Source organism: Onishia taeanensis, assembly GCF_003268885.1.
Lineage (GTDB): Bacteria > Pseudomonadota > Gammaproteobacteria > Pseudomonadales > Halomonadaceae > Onishia > Onishia taeanensis_A.
In genome coordinates this window covers 1-1,873 of sequence record NZ_QLSX01000030.1, presented here as the reverse complement: position 1 = coordinate 1,873, position 1,873 = coordinate 1, and the positions used below count along the sequence as shown (strand labels likewise).

The window sequence follows — 1,873 nt, the reverse complement described above, 5'->3', positions numbered from 1 at the left end:
GAGTCGTCGATTAAGGAGGTGATCCAGCCGCAGGTTCCCCTACGGCTACCTTGTTACGACTTCACCCCAGTCATGAACCACACCGTGGTGATCGCTCCCCCGAAGGTTAAGCTAACCACTTCTGGTGCAGTCCACTCCCATGGTGTGACGGGCGGTGTGTACAAGGCCCGGGAACGTATTCACCGTGACATTCTGATTCACGATTACTAGCGATTCCGACTTCACGGAGTCGAGTTGCAGACTCCGATCCGAACTGAGGCCGGCTTTATGGGATTAGCTCCACGTCGCCGTCTTGCAACCCTTTGTACCGGCCATTGTAGCACGTGTGTAGCCCTACTCGTAAGGGCCATGATGACTTGACGTCATCCCCACCTTCCTCCGGTTTGTCACCGGCAGTCTCCTTAGAGTTCCCGACATTACTCGCTGGCAAATAAGGATAGGGGTTGCGCTCGTTACGGGACTTAACCCAACATTTCACAACACGAGCTGACGACAGCCATGCAGCACCTGTCTGTGCGTTCCCGAAGGCACCAATCCATCTCTGGAAAGTTCGCACGATGTCAAGAGTAGGTAAGGTTCTTCGCGTTGCATCGAATTAAACCACATGCTCCACCGCTTGTGCGGGCCCCCGTCAATTCATTTGAGTTTTAACCTTGCGGCCGTACTCCCCAGGCGGTCGACTTATTGCGTTAACTGCGCCACTAAGAACTCGAGGCTCCCAACGGCTAGTCGACATCGTTTACGGCGTGGACTACCAGGGTATCTAATCCTGTTTGCTACCCACGCTTTCGCACCTCAGTGTCAGTGTCAGTCCAGAAGGCCGCCTTCGCCACTGGTATTCCTCCCGATCTCTACGCATTTCACCGCTACACCGGGAATTCTACCTTCCTCTCCTGCACTCTAGCCTGACAGTTCCGGATGCAGTTCCCAGGTTGAGCCCGGGGCTTTCACAACCGGCTTATCAAGCCACCTACGCGCGCTTTACGCCCAGTAATTCCGATTAACGCTTGCACCCTCCGTATTACCGCGGCTGCTGGCACGGAGTTAGCCGGTGCTTCTTCTGCGAGTGATGTCCTTCCTGACAAGTATTAATCATCAGGCCTTCTTCCTCGCTGAAAGTGCTTTACAACCCGAAAGCCTTCTTCACACACGCGGCATGGCTGGATCAGGCTTTCGCCCATTGTCCAATATTCCCCACTGCTGCCTCCCGTAGGAGTCTGGGCCGTGTCTCAGTCCCAGTGTGGCTGATCATCCTCTCAGACCAGCTACGGATCGTCGCCTTGGTGAGCCATTACCTCACCAACAAGCTAATCCGACATAGGCTCATCCGATAGCGCAAGGTCCGAAGATCCCCTGCTTTCCCCCGTAGGGCGTATGCGGTATTAGCGTGAGTTTCCCCACGTTATCCCCCACTACCGGGCAGATTCCTATGCATTACTCACCCGTCCGCCGCTCGACGCCTCCTAGCAAGCTAGGATCGTTTCCGCTCGACTTGCATGTGTTAGGCCTGCCGCCAGCGTTCAATCTGAGCCATGATCAAACTCTTCAGTTTAAAATCATACGGTCTTACCTTTCCGAAGAAAGAAGCAGACCAAACTTGGCTCAAGGTTCAAACGTCTCAAAAAACGAAGCCGATATGGCTTGCTTTGACGAGTCGCTTGCCTTGAAGTATCGGTGACTGATCACCCCTTCATCGACAAGCGCCCACATGAATTATCTGATCGATTGTTAAAGAGCAGCTCCGATCTCTTAAGAGGGGAGCATCTCGCATCTGCCTGGCCGTTCGGCCGGCGCCCTGCGAGGAAGGCGTATTCTACTGAATCGGCAGTGAATGTCAACCCTTGCTGTTATTGCTCACTCTAGATGACCGAGT

1 rRNA gene is annotated in these 1,873 nt (G+C 54.1%); it reads right to left on the bottom strand.

Features of this window, described 5'->3' with window-relative positions:
* Nucleotides 1–11: 11 nt before the first annotated feature.
* Nucleotides 12–1,552: ribosomal RNA gene (locus BCL93_RS17040) — 16S ribosomal RNA — on the bottom strand.
* Nucleotides 1,553–1,873: the final 321 nt, after the last annotated feature.